Source organism: Sphingobacterium sp. G1-14 (assembly GCF_002196555.1).
Classification (GTDB): Bacteria; Bacteroidota; Bacteroidia; order Sphingobacteriales; family Sphingobacteriaceae; genus Sphingobacterium; species Sphingobacterium siyangense.
On record NZ_CP021381.1, the window covers coordinates 2808696 to 2831466 of the forward strand.

The 22771-nt window shown below is 40.6% G+C and carries 18 protein-coding genes; 11 read left to right on the forward strand and 7 right to left on the reverse strand.

What is annotated here, in order from left to right; all coding sequences use genetic code 11:
* Nucleotides 1–196 precede the first annotated feature (196 nt).
* On the forward strand, nucleotides 197–1579 hold the full coding sequence (locus tag CBM24_RS11680) for a TrkH family potassium uptake protein (RefSeq protein ID WP_198386099.1): 1383 nt from the start codon (nucleotides 197–199) through the stop codon (nucleotides 1577–1579).
* A gap of 72 nt (nucleotides 1580–1651) precedes the next feature.
* Nucleotides 1652–2329, forward strand: a complete 678-nt coding sequence (locus tag CBM24_RS11685; protein WP_070566542.1) for a potassium channel family protein — start codon at nucleotides 1652–1654, stop codon at nucleotides 2327–2329.
* A 2-nt stretch (nucleotides 2330–2331) separates the two neighbouring features.
* On the opposite strand, the gene CBM24_RS11690 is transcribed toward CBM24_RS11685, so the two are convergent.
* Entirely contained in the window at nucleotides 2332–3624 is a 1293-nt protein-coding gene (locus CBM24_RS11690) for a TIGR00341 family protein (RefSeq protein ID WP_070566540.1), read from the reverse strand.
* A gap of 259 nt (nucleotides 3625–3883) precedes the next feature.
* Here CBM24_RS11690 and CBM24_RS11695 point away from each other — a divergent pair, with 259 nt between their 5' ends.
* From CBM24_RS11695 to CBM24_RS11710, 4 genes are all read left to right on the forward strand, one after another.
* A complete protein-coding gene (locus CBM24_RS11695) occupies nucleotides 3884–4732 on the forward strand; it encodes a mechanosensitive ion channel family protein (protein ID WP_088161371.1) in 849 nt (282 codons plus the stop codon).
* A 57-nt stretch (nucleotides 4733–4789) separates the two neighbouring features.
* Nucleotides 4790–6796 (forward strand): BCCT family transporter, encoded by a 2007-nt coding sequence (locus tag CBM24_RS11700; protein WP_232475768.1) that lies wholly within the window; start codon nucleotides 4790–4792, stop codon nucleotides 6794–6796.
* Nucleotides 6797–7097: 301 nt separating this feature from the next.
* Nucleotides 7098–9299 carry an ATP-binding protein gene (locus CBM24_RS11705; RefSeq protein WP_088161373.1) on the forward strand — a complete coding sequence of 734 codons (2202 nt, stop codon included), beginning with the start codon at nucleotides 7098–7100 and terminating at the stop codon, nucleotides 9297–9299.
* Nucleotides 9300–9470: 171 nt separating this feature from the next.
* The gene (locus tag CBM24_RS11710) at nucleotides 9471–9833 is read left to right on the forward strand and encodes a PleD family two-component system response regulator (RefSeq protein WP_088161374.1); all 363 of its coding nucleotides are present in this window, start codon (nucleotides 9471–9473) and stop codon (nucleotides 9831–9833) included.
* A gap of 93 nt (nucleotides 9834–9926) precedes the next feature.
* Here the strand turns inward: CBM24_RS11710 and CBM24_RS11715 are convergent, their stop codons facing one another.
* From CBM24_RS11715 to CBM24_RS11730, 4 genes are all read right to left on the reverse strand, one after another.
* A complete protein-coding gene (locus tag CBM24_RS11715) occupies nucleotides 9927–10292 on the reverse strand; it encodes a response regulator (protein ID WP_088161375.1) in 366 nt (121 codons plus the stop codon).
* Nucleotides 10293–10296: 4 nt separating this feature from the next.
* Nucleotides 10297–11529 carry a sensor histidine kinase gene (locus CBM24_RS11720; RefSeq protein ID WP_088161376.1) on the reverse strand — a complete coding sequence of 411 codons (1233 nt, stop codon included), beginning with the start codon at nucleotides 11527–11529 and terminating at the stop codon, nucleotides 10297–10299.
* Nucleotides 11507–11848: a PAS domain-containing protein gene (locus tag CBM24_RS11725; protein WP_088161377.1), complete on the reverse strand. Its 342-nt coding sequence runs from the start codon at nucleotides 11846–11848 to the stop codon at nucleotides 11507–11509. The genes CBM24_RS11720 and CBM24_RS11725 overlap by 23 nt, the downstream gene beginning before the upstream one ends.
* A gap of 295 nt (nucleotides 11849–12143) precedes the next feature.
* Nucleotides 12144–12440, reverse strand: coding sequence for a hypothetical protein (locus CBM24_RS11730; RefSeq protein WP_139145001.1), 297 nt, complete (start codon nucleotides 12438–12440; stop codon nucleotides 12144–12146).
* Between the two features lie 199 nt (nucleotides 12441–12639).
* Between CBM24_RS11730 and CBM24_RS11735 the strand changes: the two genes are divergently transcribed.
* Nucleotides 12640–13113 (forward strand): DinB family protein, encoded by a 474-nt coding sequence (locus tag CBM24_RS11735; RefSeq protein WP_070566524.1) that lies wholly within the window; start codon nucleotides 12640–12642, stop codon nucleotides 13111–13113.
* Nucleotides 13110–14117, forward strand: a complete 1008-nt coding sequence (locus tag CBM24_RS11740) for a S41 family peptidase (RefSeq protein ID WP_088161378.1) — start codon at nucleotides 13110–13112, stop codon at nucleotides 14115–14117. Before CBM24_RS11735 ends, CBM24_RS11740 begins: the two co-directional genes overlap by 4 nt.
* 31 nt (nucleotides 14118–14148) lie before the next feature.
* Here CBM24_RS11740 and CBM24_RS11745 read toward each other — a convergent pair whose 3' ends face one another.
* On the reverse strand, nucleotides 14149–15711 hold the full coding sequence (locus CBM24_RS11745) for a TlpA family protein disulfide reductase (RefSeq protein ID WP_088161379.1): 1563 nt from the start codon (nucleotides 15709–15711) through the stop codon (nucleotides 14149–14151).
* A 739-nt stretch (nucleotides 15712–16450) separates the two neighbouring features.
* Here CBM24_RS11745 and CBM24_RS11750 point away from each other — a divergent pair.
* From CBM24_RS11750 to CBM24_RS11760, 3 genes are all read left to right on the forward strand, one after another.
* Entirely contained in the window at nucleotides 16451–18094 is a 1644-nt protein-coding gene (locus CBM24_RS11750) for a fimbrillin family protein (RefSeq protein ID WP_198386100.1), read from the forward strand.
* 62 nt (nucleotides 18095–18156) lie between these two features.
* On the forward strand, nucleotides 18157–19863 hold the full coding sequence (locus CBM24_RS11755) for an SUMF1/EgtB/PvdO family nonheme iron enzyme (protein ID WP_198386101.1): 1707 nt from the start codon (nucleotides 18157–18159) through the stop codon (nucleotides 19861–19863).
* A gap of 80 nt (nucleotides 19864–19943) precedes the next feature.
* Nucleotides 19944–20852 (forward strand): fimbrillin family protein, encoded by a 909-nt coding sequence (locus CBM24_RS11760; protein WP_088161382.1) that lies wholly within the window; start codon nucleotides 19944–19946, stop codon nucleotides 20850–20852.
* A 75-nt stretch (nucleotides 20853–20927) separates the two neighbouring features.
* Here the strand turns inward: CBM24_RS11760 and CBM24_RS11765 are convergent, their stop codons facing one another.
* Nucleotides 20928–22658 carry a tetratricopeptide repeat protein gene (locus CBM24_RS11765; protein ID WP_088161383.1) on the reverse strand — a complete coding sequence of 577 codons (1731 nt, stop codon included), beginning with the start codon at nucleotides 22656–22658 and terminating at the stop codon, nucleotides 20928–20930.
* Nucleotides 22659–22771: the final 113 nt, after the last annotated feature.

Here is a 22771-nt window from a genome sequence, read left to right on the forward strand (position 1 = left end):
GGGAAAACCAGCCAAGGCTGCTTTAAATATTGAATAGATTTTGTTTATGTATTTTAAATATCTAATACGTATAATTTATATGTGTCCTTTGCCGCATCTACAAGGAGTATTTTTGCTATTGAAAATTTTTATATCGTTGCGGGCTTGCACCGGATAATTTATTTTTTTTAATTTTACCGGTATACCTTAAAATATTTTGATCAAAAAACGATTCTATAATCCGGCGCAATTGTTCATCTTTAGTTTCTTGGCATTGATTGTTATAGGTACTATGTTGTTGAAACTTCCCATTGCCCTTAATAAACCAATCTCCTGGACTGATTCGCTTTTCACTGCAACGAGTGCAGTTTGTGTTACAGGGCTTGTTGTTGTTGACACAGCTACCCATTTCACTGGCTGGGGCCAAGTCTTTATTTTATTGCTGATTCAAGCTGGTGGAATAGGCATACTATCTTTTGCTGGTCTTTTCACCTATTTTTTAAAAGGGGGAAGCAGTTATGAAAATCAGCTTGCCATACGGGATTTCTCGAACACGCAACGACTGGGTGAAGTATTTACTTTACTCAAACGCACGATCGCAATTACATTCGGAATAGAAGCTGTCGGTGCTGCCGTCATCTTTTGGACTATGGATGGTTTTAACGGGGCCGGTACGGCCGAACGCATTTTTATTGCTGTATTTCATTCGGTGTCTTCGTTCTGCAACGCTGGTTTTTCGACGTTGTCAAATGGCCTGATGCATGAACAGGTTTATTATAATTATGGGTTCCAACTGGCGGTAGCCAGTATATATATATTTGGCGGTTTAGGATTTCCAATTGTTATAAATGTACTTAAATATATCAAACACTTGATAAATAGGTTGTTCCATAAATGGACAACGAAGGAAAATTATTACCGTCCTTGGGTAATGACCATTAACAGCAAGCTCAACCTGATTACGACGTCTTGTATCACTGCGTTTGCGACTTTGGTGCTCTTTATCTCCGAATATAATCATGTTTTTGCTGATCATAGCGGTATAGGAAAATGGGTAGTAGCTTTCGCAACGGCGACAACACCGCGAACGGCAGGCTTCAACAGTATTGATTTTGCACAGCTGCATTTTTCAAGCATTTTGTTTATTATGCTATTAATGTGGATAGGAGCATCGCCAAACTCCACAGGTGGGGGGATAAAAACGAGTACTTTTGCGCTCGCCATACTGAATGCGATCAGCTTGGCAAAAGGGAAAGACCGAACGGAAATATTTAGACGCGAAATAGCAGGGATCTCAATTCAGCGTGCTTTTGCTACGATGTTTCTTTCTCTTTTAATTATAGGGATGGGGGTATACGCAATTTCATTTTTTGAGCGCAATCGGCCTTTGTTAGAGATCGCATTTGAATGTTTTTCGGCATACAGTACCGTTGGCCTTTCTTTGGGAGTTACAGGTGATCTGGCGGAAGGAAGCAAAGTCATATTAATTCTTTTGATGTTTGTTGGACGAGTAACCATGCTATCGGTATTAATCGCTTTTATCAAAAAGGCGCGCTATACGCACTATCGATATGCTGAAGAAGAATTGACAATATATTAGGTAAAGGTTCCCGTATTAGTTTTAATAACTATGGGAAGGGATGTACGTATAATTTGTAAAGAACATACAAGAATGAAATTTATCATTTTAGGATTGGGGAACTTTGGAGCTTCTCTGGCAGAAAAGCTCACTGCACAAGGCAATGAAGTAATAGGTGTTGATCGTCAGATCGCTAAAGTGACGGCATTGAAGGAAAAGATTACACATACGATTTGTTTGGACGCAACCGACGAAACGGCTTTTCACTCTTTACCGTTAAAAAATACAGATGTTGTGGTCGTCGCGATCGGTGAGGATGAAGGTGCCAATATTATGGTCAGTGCTTTGTGTAAAGAGGCTAACGTGAAACGCCTGATCAGTAGGGCCGTAAACAGACTGCATGAAAAAGTACTAGGTGCGCTAGGGGTGTCAGAGATAGCTCATCCGGAAGAAGAGTCTGCAGAACGGTGGTCCAAGCGCTTGTGTATGACCGGGTTTGTAGATTCTTTTGAACTTAATAGTAATTATTCGATTGTAGAAGCCATCGTCCCTAAAAAATATGTAGGACAAACGATTCAGGAGATCGGTTTCCGAGAAAAGTATGAACTATTAGTGCTTACGATATTAAAAAATACGGAAAAAAAGACTTCATTTGGAAAAAGTGTCGTAACAACAGTACTCCATGGTATTCCCCGTCCGGATACGCGATTGCGGGAAGGAGATATTTTGGTGATTTATGGCTACAACGATCATATCAAAGCGTTCCTCTAATGCTATCTTTTAATGATTTCGACACTGTCTTTTGGAAAGTGGTTTTTTAGCCATTTTTGCAATTTATCTTGTTGGATTTGTGTTAACGCGGCGGGGGAAGTATAAATAAATGCAATGAGATTTGCCACGCTATCGGTTTTTGCGTAATGCTGTTGCATTCCCATGCTATATGAATTTAATTCAGGGAACAGAACCTTAATATCCCGATCGAGCTCCGGACTTACGACCTGGTATTTTGTAAGTTCGTTGTTTAACGCGCGAATCGTTAGATCTTTCTCACTGACAGCTGCGGTACGTTTGTCTATTTCGCTAAGAATACTAGACTTTAAATCCAGGCTATCTTGGTGAATAATAAGTTTGGTGTTTTCAATTCCGAATGTATGCATTGTTTGTTCCAATGATTTTATCTCTTGACTACTGAACTTTTTTGCCAAAAAGGCTAATTCTAGTTTTTTCGGTTTACTGTTGAGCTGCATTTTTTCATAAATGACAGTATACCCTTTGTTGCTTAGTTCCTGCTGTACAAATTGCTTCACTTTATTGGTGTATTTTTTTTCCTGCAGCAGATTGTAAGCAAAATATATACTTGGTATGACGAGCGTTAGCGTGATAATTGTTATGCTTTGCGTAATCCTTTTTTCTCGTTGCTGATCTACATAATGAGTTTTTGGATAACGCAAATATTTAACAATAATAAAAGTCGCTATACAGATAAATACACAGTTGATAATATACAAAAACAATGCCCCTGCAAAATAGGCAAAATTGCCAATTGCAAGACCATAGCCCGCTGTACATAGGGGAGGCATAAGGGCTGTTGCAATGGCTACCCCAGGGATTGGATTGCCTTTGTCAACCCGAGTAATGGCTATAACGCCCACGAGGCCACCAAATATGGCAATCATTACATCATAAATATTTGGAGATGTGCGCGCGAGCAATTCGGATTGGGCTTCTTTGAATGGACTAAGCAGGAAATAGATAAAAGATACAACAAGACTGATGACTGTCGCAATCAGTAGATTTTTAATGGATTTTTTAAGCAAAGGAAAATCAAATGTTCCTAATGCGAATCCTGCTCCGACGATAGGGCCCATAAGTGGAGAAATCAACATAGCTCCAATAATTACTGCTGTTGAGTTGACATTTAAGCCCACAGAAGCTATGACAATAGCACAGGCCAAGATCCAAGCATTGGAACCCCGAAAGGAAATGTTTGCAACGACGTTTTCTAATACCGTCTCCTTTTTTTCTTCACCTTGATGCAGATCAAAAAAGCTCAAAATTTTATTCATACACTTTTCACCTTAGATTTAAACGAATATAGTAAACATCCTTTATCTTATAGAGCATACGACCAAATTATTTGGAAAAGCGTGGTATAATAGCTACAGGTTTTCAAACCTGAAAAAGATAAATTTCGTTTTTGGGTTTTTAACAAACAATTAGGCAAACTAATTGTTGAAATTATAATCATTGGTATATTAATTTGTGATTATAACAATAAATAAATATATTAAGCCCTACGCCTTACATTTTTAATAAAATATAACTATGAACAATTTAGCATTGAACGACGTCCAGGAACATTGGAATAATTTTATTTCCTCAGCCATTGCCTGGGCGCCACGAATTATTACTGCCGTAATTTCAGCTTTACTGATATATTTAATTGGATCATGGATCATTCGACTGGTCAAGCGCATGATTGATAAGGCTTTCGAACGCCGGCAGATGGATGTCTCCTTGCAGCGTTTTTTAAGTAATCTGATCAGCTGGATTTTAAATATATTATTATTTATCGTTGTAGTCACACAGTTGGGCGTTCAAACCTCAGCATTTGTTGCCATTATTGGAGCTGCAGGTTTAGCCATAGGTTTAGCCTTGCAGGGATCCTTATCCAATTTTGCCGGTGGAATACTGATCTTGTTATTGAAACCTTTTCGGGTAGGGGATTATATCACGTCCAGTTCAAATGTTTCGGGTACGGTCACCGAAATTGATATTTTCAATACCAAATTAAATACGCCGCAAAATCAGCAAGTGGTAGTTCCCAATGGGGTATTGTCTAATAGCAGCATTACAAATTATACCCAGTTGGGCACCCGCCGTACTTGGTTTGATATCGGTGTCGCCTACAACGCTGACTTAAAACAGGCCAAAGAAATCCTTCTGAATGTCGTGCGCAACAATGAATATGCCTTTAAGGAACCAGCACCGCAGGTGGTTGTTACTGAACTGGGCGATAGTGCGATCAATTTGTCGGTGCGTGCAACGACTTCAAACGAAAACTTCTGGACCATGCAGGAGCAATTGATAATCGATTGTAAAGGGGCGCTAGATCAAGCCGGTATTGAAATTCCATTTCCACAACGCGATATACATATTCGCAGCAATTCATAATATTAGATAAAAACTGGTCTTGAGATGAAGACCGTATTGTAAACAAAAATTAGTAAAGTGATCTTGTCAAAATCGACATTTAATAAGGGAATCGTTATTCCCAGCCTGCTCTTTATCATAGGGGTTTGCCTGTTGTCGGTATTTTTTCCGACTTTGGCTGTCAGTATTTTAGGTGTTGTCAAACAATTTATATTTATCAATCTCAATTGGGTGTACGTCTGGGCTGTTACACTTTTTGTCATATTCCTCGTTTACCTCATGTTTAGTAAATTTGGTAATATCAAGCTTGGAAGTAACGACAGTAAGCCCGAGTATTCTTTCTTTTCGTGGATCTCCATGTTGTTTGCCGCGGGAATGGGAATTGGTCTGATGTATTTCAGTGTCGCTGAGCCGATGCAGCATTTTTCGACAGAAGCTTTTGCGGGTAATCATTATATCAATCGAGCGAAAAATGCGCAGTTATATACCTTTTTCCACTGGGGTATCCATGCTTGGGCAATATATGGTGTTGTCGGACTGGCGCTCTCGTATTTTGCTTACCGCTATCGGCTTCCGCTTTCGCTTAGAAGTTGCTTCTATCCCTTGTTGAAAAATAAGATCAATGGAAAGTGGGGCAATGCAATTGACGTATTTGCGCTTTGTAGTACCTTCTTCGGGATAACCACAACACTGGGTTTTGGTGTGGTGCAGGTAAATGCAGGCTTGCAAACCTTGGGATTGGTGCCAGAGAATAGTTTCACTTACCAGATCATTATTGTGGGGGTATTGACGCTGTTAGCTATCTTATCGGCTACTTCGGGCGTGGATAAAGGGGTCAAGCTGTTAAGTAATATCAACATAATAACGGTAGTGGTCCTGTTGCTATTTGTTCTTTTCCTTGGACCTACAGTTTACCTTATTGGAAGTTTTACAGAGGGAATAGGCAATTATGTAAACAATTTCTTTAGTTTGACTTTTGATACACATGTTTATGACGAGGCAACATTACCCTGGTTTTATAACTGGACGATTCTATACTGGGCCTGGTGGATATCATGGTCTCCCTATGTGGGGTTGTTTATTGCTAAAATCTCCAAAGGGCGGACCATTCGTGAATTTATTGCTGCGGTACTTATTATTCCGACCATATTTAATTTTATCTGGATGTCTGTTTTTGGAAATAGTGCCATGTGGTTTGATATTAATATCGCTAAAGGCGCTTTGAGTTCTTTAGCAGATAATCCAGATGCCTTGATGTTTCGATTTTTAGACTACTTGCCTTTATCGGAAATTGTCAGTTATCTGGTTATCCTTATTATTATTATCTTTTTTGTGACCTCGGCCGATTCGGGCATATTTGTAATGAATAGTATTGCTACCAAGAATGCTCCAAAGTCCCCAAAATGGCAAATGGTTTTTTGGGGCGCTTTGTTGGCCATCTTAGCGCTCATGTTATTGAACACGGGTGGACTGCAGGCATTACAAACTATGACACTTATAACAGCATTGCCATTTTCAATTATCATGTTGCTTTTTTGCGTCAGTTTGGTAAAAGCATTGACGATTGACCGAAGTTATTATGAGCGTGATTTTTCGGTGAGTACTGTGCCTTGGTCGGGCGAATTTTGGAAAGATCGCCTGCAACAGATTGTTTCTTTTAAAAGCCGTGAGTCGGTTGATGAATTTATGAGGAGTACAGTGAAGGCAGCGTTCGAAGATATGCAGGCTGAGTTTAAGGAGAATGGTATTGAATCAAAGATTCATGAGTTGGATAAACCAAATCGGATAGCGATTGAAATTCGTCACGACCTAATCAACAATTTTATATACGGGGTAAAGAACCAGTTTAAAGTGGTGTCGGATTATGTCGTCGAAGAAGAAAATCTCCCTGATATAGCCGATAAGAAAACTTATTTTCCGAAATCTTATTTTGGAGATGCTCGTGAGGGTTATGATATTCAGTACTTTACAAAAAATGAGCTGATAAGTGATGTTTTGAAGCATTATGAGCGCTTTTTAGAAATAATTTCAGAAGAAAAAAATGAAATGTTTATTAGTAGCAATGCCAACAAAAATCTGAGATGATCAGCCGGCTACGACGCATTGCTTAATATGTGAGATAGCTTGTGCCTAACCAAATCGAAGCTGCTTAATACCATTTTTATTCCGCATTAAGCTATCCATTACTGGGGGAGGAATTTTATGAAAGAGCTCGAAAAGTCGGGCCGGCAGTAGATATTTAGTTCGTTTTTCTTCAGGTTTAAAGTGAAAGATGCAAGTTTCGATAGGTCAGATTTTTTTGGTAAATTAGTAACCATATGATAGCGTTAACGGAGGACAGGACTGTTGATTTTACCATATTTTTATTTAATAGATCAGTAGCTTTATGCGGGAAATCAATTGTCATGAGGAAAAAATTCACCTGTGTGGAAATATACAGTCTTTTGGGCATTTATTTATCTTTGAAGACGATAAGTGTATTGCGGTAAGCGAAAACTGTGCCGCTATTGCAGGTGATGAATACTCCGCAATGCTGGGCATGACAGTAGACGATGTTCTTCATCGGATAACTCCTTCATTTGAACTTCGTGGAGAGAATATTGAACAAGCTGTTTCCGACAGTATGTTTGCCAGGTATTCCGATCGGGTGACTATTCATCAAAACGATTATTTTTTAAGTCTCTATCGGTATGATGGCAAAATTTTTCTTGAAATAGAAGCCTGCAACCCTCTTGCTGTCAAAACGACCAAATTATATTATTATGCAAAGCATTTAGATGACCGAAGCAGCGGCAACTCTTGCTGGCAAGCATTGACTGAATTGATTAAGGACATTATTCACTATGATCGGGTGATGGTGTATCGCTTTTTGGAAGATAATAGTGGACAAGTTATTGCAGAGAGCAAAAATGCTGATCTGGAATCGTTGATGAATTACCGTTATCCGGAATTCGATATTCCTGCACAGGCGCGCGAGCTTTACCGTATTTTTCATGCCCGCCATACGGCAGATGTCGATGAGGAAGCGATTCCGCTGATGGGGCGGAGTGCCGATGATCTGGATCTTACACGCTGCAGCCTTCGGGCGCTTTCACCCATGCATTTACAATACCTTAAAAATGCCGGCGTAAAGGCGAGTGCAAGTTTTAGCATTATCGTGGGCGATGAGCTTTGGGGGCTTGTAGCCTGTCAGAATCGGGAGCCAATGCATGTCGATCTTTCACAGCGCCATCTATGTACTTTTCTTACACAATACGCTGTAAACAATTATCTGGCAGATTTTCAGAAGAAACAGGTGAAAGTTCAGAAAAATCTATCGCAGCTGAAGCATGATCTAAAAAGTGATTTGTTGGTCAAGCGCGACTTGTATGACGTGTTGGAAAAGTATGCCCTGCGTATTATGGAGGTAATGAATGGGCAGGGGCTAATCATTAAACGTGATCGCGCGATCAAGGTGGTGGGTGAGGTGCCTGATAAAAAAATGCTCCGAGAAATTGATGAAAAAATAGCCAACGCGGAGTTTTTTGTGACTGATAGATTTAAGTGCGATGGTCCTTCCGAAGATGTTGAAATGTTTCCCGGTGTACTACGCATCAGTATTCTGCCCGCAAATAACTGGTATTTATATGTTTTTAGAAAAGAACGCCTGATAGAAGAGACCTGGGCAGGGAAGCCAGAAAAGGTGATGCAGGTTGACGAAGATAGAAAGATTACCTTTCCTTCGCCACGTTCTTCTTTCGAGGCATGGAAAAAAATTACAAAAGGAAAAGCCGAAAAATGGCAATCTTCTGAACTCGCTTTTATTGAGGATATTACACAAATTATTCAGCAAGCGGTAGCACAGCGGGGGGGAGAGATTGATGAATTGAACAAGAAACTGGTGCGCTCTAATAATGCGCTTGATACTTTTGGCTACACACTGACCCATGATCTTAAAAACCCCCTAACGACAATACAGCTCACTGCACAAATGTTGCTCCATAAAAAAGACATCTCTGAGGAATTGCTTGCAAAGTCAATGAAAAATATCTTGGAGGGGACGCAATTGATGCGGGATATGATGGATAGAGTCTACCAAATGTCAAAGGTAAATCATGTCGACTTTGTGTTCGAACCAATTAATCCAAAGTCCAAGATTGTCAATATCGTTGAAAATTGCAAACAGCAATACCAAGTCCCGCATTTAGAATTTATAATGGGTGAAACACTGCCTGTATTGGGGGAGAGAACATTGATCTATCAATTATTTCTGAACCTTGTTGGCAATGCCATAAAATACAGCAGTAAGAGGCAAAACCCGCAAGTATCCGTTGAGAGCATGCGGCAGGGAAATACGGTCCGGTATGATATCAAGGATAATGGAATCGGAATTGATTTGAAGGAGGGCGACAAAATTTTTGAAATCTTTGCCCGAATGGCCAACTCAGAAGGTTTTGAAGGTTCGGGGGTGGGCCTTTCCATTGTTAAACAAATTGCGAATAAGCTCAACGCAGCTATTCACGTGGAAAGCGAATTAGACGTCGGTACTACATTTTCGGTCGTCTTCAAAGATATACCTGAAGCAGATCGTATGCATTTAGTATCTTAAACAAAGGAGCGTAGACTTTTATCCAATAAATTGTCTATCTTGTAAAATCTCAAAGAAAGATTATATAAACGGTTTGGTAACCAACAATCTGCCCAGCTTAGGTCTATATTTTAAATCTCCCCCACAAGACCATATTTTTCAATCATTGCGGTGTTTTTAAACAATCAAAAAATGAAAAAGAAAATTGTTGTTTGTGATGATGATGCCACCATCCTTCACGTTTTGGAGCTGGCTCTAAAGAATGAATTTAGAGAGGTTTATTTAGTGTCAAAAAGCAGAGAACTTATTGCTTCTGTCGAAGAAATTGACCCTGATATTATACTATTGGATATTGAAATGCCATGGTTGTCAGGTGGCGATATCCTTCGTGAACTCCGGAGTTCAGAAAAACATCAAAATATTCCGGTGATCATGATGTCTGCGAGTTCGCGTGGGAAGCAGCTTGCTTCTGCATGTGGAGCCGACGCTTTTTTGGCCAAACCATTTGAACTGGACGATCTATTACTTCTCGTGGACAAATTGGGCCAAGCGTAAGCGATTGTCTTGAGATGATCACATCAGCTGCATAAAAGCACTTTCCATTAAAAAGTGCTTTTATTTGTGCTTGGCCAGCGTGTACTCGCAGACTTAGTTTTTCAGTATGCTATTAATTTTATCCGTAATATCGGTTAAATCAAAAGGTTTAGCAATAAAGCCATTTGCGCCTAAGTTCCCTGCTATTTCAGGTCCATCGACGCTTGCCGATAGCACAATTATAGGAGTTTCTTTGATTTCAGGCGTACTGCGGATAATTCTGATCAGCTGGTCACCAGAAATTATGGGCATCCAGAGGTCTAGCAGCAAGAGGTCTGGTTTATGCAAAATTAATTGCTTTGTCAAGTGCGTGCTATTTATTTCGCATATGACATGATATCCTTCTAGTTCTAAAAAAAGCTCCAGCATCTCGAGTATTCCTCGGTCGTCATCACAGATCATTATCTTTTTAGGCTGCATATTTTTATTTGTTGTTTACAGTGGGTAATGTGAAATTAAATGTGGATCCTTCTCCTGGCTCGCTTTCGACCCACAGTGTTCCTTTGTGGTGTAAGATAATCTCATGCGAAACATAGAGCCCAATGCCTAAACCCGGAAACTTTTTCTGTATATGGCTGACACGGAAAAATCGCTCGAAAATTTTTAGTCTATCCTGGTAGCTTATGCCCATGCCATAATCACGTACAGAGATTTTAACAAAGTTGGCTACTTTGTGGATACTAACCTCAACTTTTTTCGATTCGGGTGAATATTTAATAGCATTGGAGAGCAGATTGTTCAGCACTTGGATAATCTGGAGCTCGTCGCCCTCGACGATACTACCTGTATTTCCTATAAGGTGGATGTCAGAATCAGGTGCCGCCAATCGCATGCTTTCGACGGCGTCTTGGATGGTCTTATCGATCTCAAAAGGCTCCATGTGCAGCTCAAGATTTCCAGATTGAATTTTAGACGTATCTAAGAGTTTTGCTATTAGCAAGTTCAAGCGATCGATATAAACCGTGATTTTATCTAAAGTTGAGACATACTTCGGATCGGTGTTTTCGGCACTCAATCGCTGTAAGATCTGGAAGAGACCCTTAATTGTTGTGAGCGGAGTCTTAAGTTCGTGGCTCGCAATCGACAGGAAATCATCTTTACGCCGATCCTGCTCCTTCTTTTCTGTAATATCTTCGATGGCAATCAGGATCCGGTCTTTGTACTGGCCCTCGAATTCAATACGATAAGCATTTAGCAGCATCACTTTTCGACCGATATGAGGAAAGATATGATCTACCTCATAATCGATAACCGGGTTATTGGTGGGCAATATCCGAGTGAGCATCTCTTTTAAAGAAGAAATATCCCATTGCTGATTGCCGAGGTCAAATAATAAATTTCCTACCGTTTCTTCTGTGGTGACTTTAAATGAGTTTAAAAAATGCCTATTGGCGCTCAGGACGATATATTTGGCATCGAGTACCAAGAGACTTTCTCGTACTGTTTCAATAATACTGGACAGAAAGCTTTCTTTATCTTGTAGCTCCTTGGTTCTTTGCTGTATTTTGAGCTCCACATGGGACTTCTCTTCACGAAGATCATGCTCCGCTTTTTTTCGATCACTGATATCATTTTGAACACCAATAAAATGAGTTACCTGACCTTCTTCATTCTTCACGGGTGAAATAAAAAGTTCATTCCAAAAAAAAAGTTCCATCCTTACGATAATTTCGAATTTCAATTTTACATTCTTCGCCGCGTTCAATTGCTTCTTTGATAATCTTACGTTCGGCTTGCGAACGGTCCTGAGCCTGTAAAAATCGGCAATTGTGGCCAATAATTTCATCGTGGGCATAACCACTGATGGTTTCAAAAGCTTTATTGCAATAAATGATGGGATTATCATATTGCAGATTGTCTGTAATTATAATACCCGAATAGGCAGAATTCAATGCTTTTAGATAAAGATCTAAATCATTGTTCTTGTTTTCAGTACGTTGCGTTGAATTGTTGATGCAGGAAGCATTTTTTTTCATATATTTTAAACTCCCATATTAATTAAGGTGTCCCAATTTAGTCGATAATTTTGAAATTGAAGCGGATTTTGGCATGTCTAAATTCAAAACCCGTATAAATCCCTGCTGAAAATATAAGAAAATATAAATCAGTGCAAAAGATAGCAGGACACCTATTTTTGATCTGACTGAACCGATGTAACTGGAACGCGGAACTGCGGGCATTTATTGTCGCGGTTAAGCGCTGTATACTGAGCTTGGGCACTTTTTTAGCTGTAGAAATCGCTTATACTGCAAATATTTCCGTATCACTGCCTTATTGATGTCTATTGCCTTTATGGTAATACGAAATGTGTTTGTTGATCCCTTGCACCGCATTATTTCTGTCGGGCGATACCCTGACGGGGGCATATTGCAACGATACAATATCCATGCTGTCGATTTCGGGCATGTTAAGGGGGCGGTACCAAGAAGGTGGGTTCGTTAGATTGCCCGTCTCTTTGCGATCTGTTTGTTCTGTTGATTCGTGTACAGAACGCTGTTTCCAGCGTCTGTAAATGAGCAGTGCTGCTCCGGCAACTGCCGTGATAACGAGTCCGATTTGTGCTTTCATACTTTCTTTTTTAAGAATTGAACCATTTCCTTTCAAATTGAACAATACTCAAATCAAAAAGTTCAATAAAAAAAGAATCAGCGTCTGCAGGTGCCATTGGAAGAAATTGATGTATAGCATCCGATTGCCGTAAATAAGCTTTGACAGTTTTAAAGATTCAGCTTATTTTTGCGTACAAAACACAGACAGTTAACAGGACATGGAATCACTTTTTCGCGCATGGAAAACGAGCCGAATGGCTTACCTCAAATTCTTTGAAAACTATTCTTTGGAACAGCTCAATCGCATTCCTGATGGCTTCAGCAACAACCTGATCTGGAATATCGGGCACATCATTGCCACACAGCATAAATTAATCTATATCGGATCTGAGGTAGAAGGACATATCCCTGAGAAAATCTTCAACAGCTACCAATCCGGAACAAAGCCTTCAGCAGCGGTATCGCAGCAGGAAGCTGATCTGCTGAAAAGATTGCTCCTCGAACAGATTGAACCGACCATCCGTGATTTTAACAACAAAAAGTTTGTGACCTATCAGCAACGCACTACGGGTACGGGCTTCCATCTCACTTCAATAACGGATGCCTTCGAATGGAACAACTTTCATGAAGGCCTGCATTTGGGTTATATGATGAGTATAAGGAAGTTTATTGCTACAAAAATTCCAAGATGACCAGATTGTTTTTATTGTTAATACTTTTATTTTCTTCGAGATATGCGTTTTCGCAAACGTTTAAAAATGACAGTGTAAAATCATTTGTTGATAAATCGATTGAACTTATATCGGCCAATTCAATTCATAAAGAAAATCTTGAGGTTATTAAACGTGAACTATACAATAAAGCCCAAAATTTAAACGCGATTGATGAAGCCGCAACATTATATGAAGCCGTATTTAGGCAGCTCAACGATTATCATGGCGGTCTTAAATACAAAGGAAAAACCTACGGATGGAATAATCCTAATGTGATGACCAATGTTTATCTGAAAAATAGGCTTAACACGGAGAAGAGTACGTTTAGTGAGGTGATTGATCATAAAATAGGATATCTCCGAATAGTTGGAAACAGTGATTTTGCGTTTAAAAAAGTTGATAGTATCGCTGATGATATTGTGACCCATATCAATGGGATCAATTCAGCAGAAATTAAAGGCTGGATTATAGACCTGAGATTAAATACCGGAGGAAATATGTATCCGATATTACTCGGACTGAAAGAGTTTATCGGAAACAATGTACACTTTGGAGGTTTTAGGGACGCTGGTAATCAATCTACAGGCGACTGGGAAATTAAGGCGGGAAAGTTGCTGATAGATGGAAATATGCTGGACAGAAAATCAGCGTTGATCTATCCGATTGCAAATGATGTTCCATTGGTTATTTTGACCAGCTGCTATACGGCAAGCGCGGGTGAAATGACTGCCATATCCTTTATTGGACGAAAAAATACGTTTATTGTAGGGGAAAAGACCGCAAATTATACAACCGCGGTGCAGGGGTTTAAAATAAATGATCATGCGGGCATTAACTTGTCAACAGATTATGTGGTGGACAGGAATTTAAAAGTTTATAAATCCTATATTTCGCCTGATTTTGAAGTCGTGGGAGACGACAACCTCACAGTGCTGGAAAAGGATCGTAAAATAATCAAGGCCCTGGAACTTTTGGGCCAATAGCAGGCGTATTATTTGTTCTCGGAATCTGCCGCTATTGGAACAACGTATTGATTTTATCTTTTGCGGTTAGTGGTCGCAGGTGGTTTCCCGTTTCTAGAATTGTGCCGTCTCGGTCTATCAAAAGGTAAAATGGTATGCCGCTGACCTTGAATAGGTCTCGAATGGAGCCGCTCTGTTTGGCTGATAGGAAATAATGCTGTCCGCCCAGATCATAGCTACTAACCGTTGCCTTGTACTTGTCCTGATCTGAATCAAGACAGAGGTATACAAACGAAACGTTTTTGTTCTGAAAATCGGCTTCTATTCGTTTGGAGTTGGGAAATTCACTCAAGCAGGGGGCACACCAGGTCGCCCAAAAATCGACGTAGATTACTTTACCTTTGTTGCTTTGTAAGATATCTTCCATGATCTCTTGGATCGGAGAGGATTGCATATCCTTTAGAATAGCACGGCTATTGAGTTCAGGATGCTCGACTCGGGCTTTTGTAGCAAGGTATTCCTGCTGCAGTGGATCCCGCAGAAAGGGGGAAGTAATATGTCGGGTGACAATTGTAATAAATTTTTCGTAGGTTTTGAAATCCTGTTTTCGAAAACTTTTTGAAAAGTGATGGCTCAGCATGATTTCGCGTAAGAGCGGATCGCTCACATAATTAACTATCCCGTGCAATTGTAGTGAGTCAGCAATAGTAGTGGACGCAAACCGTTCCCCACTTGGTGTAATTCCCCAATTTGCGTCGCTCGTTTCCTCAAATCTCCGTCTTTCGTTAATATAATAATCATAAAATGAGGAAAATGTAGATACCGCATTTGTGTTCATTAAATGGTTTTTTTCGAGTGGAAGACGCTTTGCCAACTTGTCGTAAAATCCTATGGGGATAACAAAGGTGGTATCCATGGGGACTAGATTATTGGCTCTTTTGTGATCTATGGAATAAAACTGGATGTTATCGTAATAAGGAGTTTCTGTCTCAAAAAGAGCCCAATTTTTACTTTCAGCATTTGGGCTATAGGTATGGACAAACTCGTCATACAACGCTTTGCTTTTTTGGCGTACGGTGTCGTTGAATCGCATATACTGTACGGGATCGTAATTTTTTACGGCATAAAAATTCTTATTTTGGTCGTAGAGTTCACTAGCAAAATAAAGATTTTGGAATTGTGCGATCTGGGTATTGGTGACGGCGGAAGTCCCGGCAAATTTGACTGTGCGCAAAAGGGAACTTCTTTGGTCAGAATTACCATCAAAAGAGACCCAAAGACTGTCTTGGGGATGAAGTACAATGCTAAAATTCGTCCGATAGCCTAGCCAAACCTGCGTAGGTATATATAAATCCACCTCCGCGTAAAAATCACCTTTATCGTTGACCTTGGGGTAAATGGTGATCGCAGAAAGTCCCAGCCGATTCAGGGTTATATTCAAGGGGATCAAAGGATCATAATGTATAATCTTTCCTTGTACAATTGCTTTTTCGGCCCTTTCTTGTGCACTACTGATCGAACAGACTATACATAATAGGATGAGTAGAAATCTGGAAAAAAGATGTATTTTTTGCTCTTTTAAAGGTTTTTTAGGTTTTGGGATTGTGGTAAGCATGCTTAGGTTATTTAATTAAAGATAAAAAAAAATCGGATCTTTAGCATGATGCTCTTCCTGTTTTCTTATACCTGTATTTTTTATCTCGCGATAAGGTTTGGGGGGAGATATTTTGTGTTTATGCAACAGGTTGCGAGTTGGTAAATAGTAACAGGTACATATTGATTAAGAAATTTACTTAATTGTTGCTGGAAGTAATTCTTTTATAGCTAAAACAACTAAATCCGGATCGCTAATCTGTACCAAATGAGCACTATGTTAAGTATATTATACCGAGGGTAGTGCTGGTAAGTCTACCGTTTATAAAATTGATGGCGCAACGGCTGTGGCCTCGGCTGGCTTAACCACCGATGGTAAGGCGGCGATAAGGGGTGTTTACAGAATCCCTGTAAATAATTAGCGGACTCACATTTTTTTCAAACAAACAAGGTCTTCCTAAGCAGGAAGACCTTGTTTGTTTGAAAAGGTTGTGAATCAATTATAATGTACTTGGTTTTCACTATCTGAGATAGACTGTATTGACACTGTATAGGGATTGTCTACCTTCTGTCCACCCCTATAATTGTGATGTTAGGATGGTTTTAAGCTAATTTTGGACTTGTAGTTAAATGCCATTTTGGATCTTATGCCTTAAGATTAAATTGTTCGCAACACTTGGGGAATGCGATGTGTGCTGCATGTCAGGGCGATGGAAATTAGGGGGTACCTTGCTGGAAAATGATGTTGAAATATGAAAAGGATGTATAAAATAGTATATTTTTTGCTTGCTGTATTTAGCTTATTAAGTTGTAAGCAGTCGGATAATTTACCGCTGGAGATGAGTGATATTTCACTTAAAATAGGGGTTCGAGCTGCCCATGCTGGTCTGAGTAATTCAAGTGTATGGGCCGATGGTGACGAGATGGGATTATTTATGATGGCGAGTGGACAAAGCAATCTGTCCTTGGGCATGGAATACAATCGTAAATATACCTATAGTGCTGGTGGAGCCGCTTTCTTTTTATCGGGCCAACCGATTTATTATCCAACTACAGGGCAGGTTGATATTGTGGCTTATGCGCCCTATCGCCAAGTAACTGGTAATACACTTTCCATAGATCTTTTGGATCAACATGATTTAAGGAGCCTAGATCTACTTTATAGCAATAGTAGTATTGGAATTGTGAAGAGCAAGGAGGAGGTGGATCTCAATTTTAAGCATATACTTTCCAAGATCAACTTTAACTTGACTGCTGGTTTGGGGGTTTCTCCTGTCGTACTCTCATCAGCGCAGATTTCTCTCGCAGGCTTTTCTTCCGACGCTACCTTCAATTTGGCGACTGCAGTCCTGCACAATGCGAATGCCTCGGGCACAATTCATGTGGGAACTAATCGTTCGGCTATCCTGCTACCTCATACCGGAACGGGTGGTCGGGTGTTAACCATTCAACTTGGAACGCAACAGATGCATTATACTTTTCCGGTAACTGATGCATTTGAGCAAGGAAAGGAATATAATTATACCATTACCGTTAAGAATAAAGAGATAGAAGTGCAACGTGCAGCTATTACCGATTGGCAAACAATAGGTCAGGTTACGGAGACCGAGCCGGTTGCTGCTGACCTGGTGTGGATACCCGAAGGTAGTTTTCTGATGGGAAGCCCCAATACCGATACAGATGCCAGTGCCAATGAAAAGCCACAACACTGGGTGCGTTTTGAAAAAGGATTTTACATGAGCAAATATCTGGTTACAATTCAAGATTACTGTGATTTTATTAATGCGAGCAATGTAACCATGCCTTCCAGCGGATATATTGCTAATGTGCCGCTCAATGGGAATTGGGTCAGGGGATTTGTCGCTAATAATCAGTATAATGTACCTCGCTACAATGGGACGAAATGGGTTCCCCCGACTGGTTTTGAACATTATCCTATGATGTTACTTACGTTTGACGGGGCTTTGGCTTATGCGAAATGGGCTGGAGGTACCTTGCCTACTGAGGCACAATGGGAGTATGCCTGTCGTTCGGGGACAGCAACGCGATGGTCTTTTGGTGATGATGAGAATCAGTTGGCCAATTATGCTTGGTATAATCAAGGTAGTTCACAGTTTGACGTTGGAAGTAAGTTGCCTAATCCTTGGGGGCTATATGATATGCATGGTTTGGTGGCAGAATATTGTTTTTCTGCGGGTGATTACCCGCCTGGCGCACAAAATCAAACGGATGCACTCCTTGGACCGGGACCGGCCAACGAGGCAGAAGCGAATCATGCGTTTCGAGGAGGAAGTTATGACATGGCGAGTTTTACAGCAACTCAGACGAGAGCTGCCTACCGTTCATTGAGAGAAGCTTCTTATTTCAGTAACATGCTAGGTTTTCGCATTGTTATTAACCCTTAATTTATACAACATAGCACCGAATTATGTATAGTAACCTCATAACAGTTTTAAGTAGAAAATATTTGTTTCAATTTTTTCTGTGTTGTTTTATGCTGATGTCCTGTCAGGAGAAATTAGATTTGGCTGTCATAGATCCTAATTCGGGGCGTGGGAATATGGCGTTTCAGATTGGAATCATCAATAACACGAAAGTTGATGATAATCAAAAAAATGTGACAAAAGCCACTTTGCAGTCCAGTAAATCGAACGGTAATATGGCATTAACTCCCCCAGTGTCTGCGAGCGATTTTACCGCAAGTTTTAGCGCTGGCGATACGATAGGCATCTTTGTTGTGCCAGCGGGTCAACCATTAACTGCTGGAAATAGCCTGATCGCTAATGCCAAATTGTCTTTTAACGGTACTAAATGGATGGGTGCCGTCAATTGGCCAGCAGGTACCAGTTTTGATTTTTACGCTTATTACCCTTATCGTGCGGGGCTGACAAATCCTGCTTCAATCAGTTTCTCGGTCAAGAAAGATCAAACTATATGGTCGGATTTTCAACAGAGTGACCTGATGTTTGCAAAAGCCGAAGCCATCAACTTGGGCGCTACGGTGCAGCTTGATTTTAAACATCTGTTGAGTTTGGTACAGGTAGAGCTTGAAGCAGGAACGTCGAAAGCCTCTAGTCCGGATGTTGATATGGTCGTTAACCTGACGAATATTATTTGTGATGGGCATTTGGCGCTAGCGAGCGGCACTTTCACCCCGCTATCCGGGCAGCAGAGTAGTGTACGTATGTATCGCGTGGAGCAGCCCGATGATACCGATTATGAAACGAAGTTTACCTATCGTGCACTTTTGCCAGCTCAGATGCTTGAGGCTGGGAAGCGGAGCTTATTTCTGAGTCAATCGGGTCAATCCTATATCCAGCAGCAGAAGAGCTCTTTACAGCTTTTAGGGGGCACCTCACATCGGATAGACGTGCCTCAACTCAAAAATCTCTGGCGAGCGGTATGGATTCCTGCAGGTACTTTTCAAATGGGTAGCCCAGCTACTGACCCCTATGCAGATGCGAATGAAAAGCCACGGCATTGGGTAAAATTGACCAAAGGTTTCTATATGAGCAGGTATGAGGTTACCGTTGCCGAGTATGCTGATTTTCTAAATGCGATGAATATCGTTGGAGGGGGACTTTCTGTACATGTCCCGCTCGATGGAAATATGGTACTCGCTTTTTCCGTATTTCAAAATCTAGTAAGTCAGCCTCATTACATAGATGGAAAATGGAAAGCATTACCAGGTAGTGAAAATGTGCCTATGGCGGTTGTATTTTTTGAGGGAGCCAAAGCTTATGCAGCCTGGGCAGGAGGTGCGTTGCCTACGGAAGCGCAATGGGAGTACGCCTGCCGTGCGGGTACGGAAGATCGCTGGTTTTTTGGCGATGACCCTGCCCAAATTAACAGTTATGCTTGGACTAACCTGCAAGGGACGGGGCTAAAAAGTGCCGCTGTTGGTACCTTGAAACCCAATAGATGGGGATTGTATGATACCTATGGCAATGTAGCGGAATGGTGTCTCAGCAATGGTCCCTATCCGTCTACTGCAACGACAATGGAAACAGCTGTTGTAGATCCATCCATTCCGGATGCTACATCAACTAACCGCTTTGCGCGCGGGGGGAACTTTAATAATGGTTTGATTTATGCGCGCTCAGCGGCTAAAATACAATCGTTGGTTTCTTCTTCGACCTACCTTATCGGATTTCGTATAATAAAGTATAGATAAAATAAGCTTGTCTTAAGACCATAGCGTATTGCCGTAAATCACACTGTCATAACTAATAAATTAAAAAGTGAAAATTAAATATGAAAACACAATTGTTAACAGCCTTTTCGGCAGCAGTCCTGTTACTCGGGGCCTGCGCCAAAAATGATACACCTGATGTGGAACATGAGGTGATCAATTTCAGTGGACAAATTAGTCAGCTTAAAGCAACAAGTAACCCTTCGGGGGCGAGTACAGTATGGGCTTCGGGCGATCAGATCGGTATTTTTATGGTTAATCATGGGACCACGACCATAAGCGAAAATAGCAGCAATCGCCAGTACAACTTTAATGGGACTCTATTTGCTCCAGCAACGGGACAGGGGATTTATTACCCTGTTTCGGACAGCAAAGTGGATTTTGTAGCGTATTATCCTTTTGTACCCACAGCTTCTTTGTCGACAGTGCAGCCAATCGATGTTTCCTCGCAAAATGACCTGAGCAAAATTGATTTTCTTTGGAGCAAAGCAACAAATGGCGTGAATGGATTCAATAAAAGCTCCGGAACTCAGGTTCCACTCGTTTTTGACCATAAGCTCAGTAAAGTGGTTATCAAACCTACTGCAGGAACTGGTCTGGATGCTTCCAACGCTGATTGGTCCGCGATGGGAGTTAAGATAAAGGGTATGCAAACCATGTCGAGCATTGACCTGAGCACAGGGACACTGGGAGCAGCAAGTGGCCCTGCAGATATAAGCCCCTTTGTAAAAGCTAGCGGATCAGCCTATGAAGCTATTGTGCTTCCGGCTACCTACGCAACGGCCGGAGCTGTGCGCTTCACCTTTGAGATAGGTAACGATACCTATGCTTGGGCAAGTCAGGCGAACGAACAATTCGAGCCTGGCAAAGAATATACTTATACGATTACAGTGCATAAAACAGGCGTCGTATTGGGCAATGTAACCATTAAAGATTGGGATACCGTTAGCCGTACAGGTACGGCAGATTAAACTTGGACCTACTCTTTAAATTGTATTTTTCCATTTGGGCTGATTAATAGGATAATCGGCCCATTTTCTTTTTTATCAGGAAGAATAAGTGGCCCCCAATTTTTTTTTAAGGCGCTGTTTCGCTTTTTTTATACCCTCTATAGAGATGCAAAGAAGCTCACTCATACTCGCATTACTCAGCTCAAGCTTCTGTAAGGCTAATATACGGAGGTCGTTTTCGGTAATTTTTGCATGTTCATCTTTCATCTGTTGTAAATAGTCAGGGTATACCTGGTCAAACGTATGCCTAAACCTTGCCCATCGGTCGTCTGTCATAATATGTGTTTCCATTAAGGCATTGAGGTTCGCTTTTACTTCGGCAATATAGGTTGGATTTTGATTCTCTTCCTTTTTTAATTCCTCACGCAGCTGTTGAATCGTGATGTCATTTTGCCTGACAGTATCCGTAAATTCGCTGAGCGAGTTTTTTAATATGAGGAGTTCTTGATCGACAAGCTGCTTCTTGTGGTTAAGTTGGAGTTGTTCCCTTTCAAGATTTGCGTTACGTATTTTGATGTTTGCCCTCGACCTATTGATTAATAGAATAACGATAGCAAAAATTAAGACAAGTAGAAGACTCATAAATTGATAAGTACTTTTTACTTTTTGTCTTTTCTCTGCTTCGGACAGCAAGGCGCGGTTATATTTTTCCTGTTCACTCTCCCAGATGATTTTCTGCAACTCTTTGATATTTGTTCTTTTCTCCAATGAATCTCTCAACAATATATAGCGGTTTAAATAGTGAAGTTGTTTGCTCTGCTGTCCTAATCCATGCGAAATCGCAGCTAATGATTTGGCTGCATCCATCTTATATTTCAGAAAGTAGGGTTTGTCTTCCATAAGATGTTCACTCGCCTCTATATGTTTTTTTGCAAGTTGCCATTCCTGCTGGTCAATATACCAGCTTGCTAAAATTAGATTTGCCCGCATGGCATCATTGGGCTCGTGATACCGTAATGAGAGGTCAATATTTTGTTTGACCAGTTCGATTGCTTTTTTTTTATCTCCTGCTTCCCAACTATAATCCGCCATGTTGCCGGATATAATTCCAATCCACACAGAATCTTTTGCTTGTTGAGCTTCGGCCATGGCCTGTTTTAGGTATTTAAGCGCTTCAGGAACAGGATTGTCTACCGATAGGTAGACAGCTATTGAATTGAGTAGATCAATCCGTGCTCTTGAAGCAGGTCTTGCAAAAGGCAAAGCTTCATGAAGATAGTTTACAGCTTTTTTCTGGTCGCCGATATGATTAAAAAAGCTCGCCATAAATTGATAGTGTTTTACGGGCAATGGTATTTTTTTTCTATCTATTCTGGCATTTAGATCATTGGCTCGTAAGAAATAAGGGAAAGCATCGATGACCTTGCGGTATACGAAATTATAATAGCCCTGTCGTATATTCCCGATCATCTCCAGTTCTGGGTTTGGATGCGCTTCGATTAAGTTTCTGGCGTATTTGTAATATTGGTCAGAAAGAGCATTTGTATGGTCGAAAGCAACGGAATAACCATCTGCCATGAGCATATAATATGCCCATTCTAGGGGAATACTGTTGTGCTGTTTGGCTAATGTTTTTATGGGCTCTAATTCCTTTTTCAATAAAGTGGTGTCGCGATTAAAGTGGCTTGGAAGGTTTAACACGGCTTCTATCTGCTGCAATGGATTTTTTATGGCTTGTATTTGGGTGATAGACTGTGCATTTAGTAAGTCAGTGCTTTTAAAAAATATAATGAGTATAAGTGAAATGTAATACCAATAGACTTTCATCCTCAATAGCGTGAATTTAACGGTTAATATGAATAAAACCACCTTAACTGCCTTAATAAGGCAATTTTCGTGTAAAGATAATAAAAATATTTAAGCTTAATAGATGCTTCCTT